We start from the raw sequence: 480 nt of genomic DNA, 5'->3' as shown, positions 1-480 counted from the left end.
TGGACCGGCCGCTCCGGGTCGGCGAGCTGCTTGAGCTTGGCGAGCAGCTGCTGCTGGTTGAGGCCGTTGTTGTCCTCGTTCTTGCCATCGGTGAACAGCACGATCGAGTTGACCCGGCCGGGCTGCCAGTTCTCCTGGACCGCCTGGTACGCGGCCAGCATCGTGTCGTAGAGGCCGGTGTCGCCGCTGGAAGGCTTGACGGTGGCGAGCGCCCCCTCCAACTGGGCCCGCTGGCCGGAGAGCGGCCCGAGCGGGACCAGCTGCCGGTAGTCCCGGTTGCCGACGAGCGGGGTGGAGAAGGTCCACAGACCGATCGACCAGGAGTCGTCGAAGAGGCCGAGGCCGCGGCGGGCCGCGTCGACTGTGACCTCCTCCCGGCTGCGGTTGTTGGCGCTGGGCACCGGGTCCTTCATCGAGCCGGAGACGTCGATGACGGCGAGCATCCGTCCGGACTGGGTGGCGATCGACCAACTGGAGACG

1 protein-coding gene is annotated in these 480 nt (G+C 69.2%); it reads right to left on the bottom strand.

What is annotated here, in order from left to right; genetic code table 11:
- Window positions 1-480, bottom strand: a 480-nt coding sequence (locus tag F8274_RS30865; protein ID WP_151465926.1) for a VWA domain-containing protein, incomplete at both ends; no start/stop codon positions are given.

Origin of the sequence: Micromonospora sp. AMSO31t (assembly GCF_008868175.1) — a bacterium.
Taxonomy (GTDB): Bacteria; Actinomycetota; Actinomycetes; order Mycobacteriales; family Micromonosporaceae; genus Micromonospora.
This window is presented reverse-complemented; position numbering and strand designations above follow the sequence as displayed.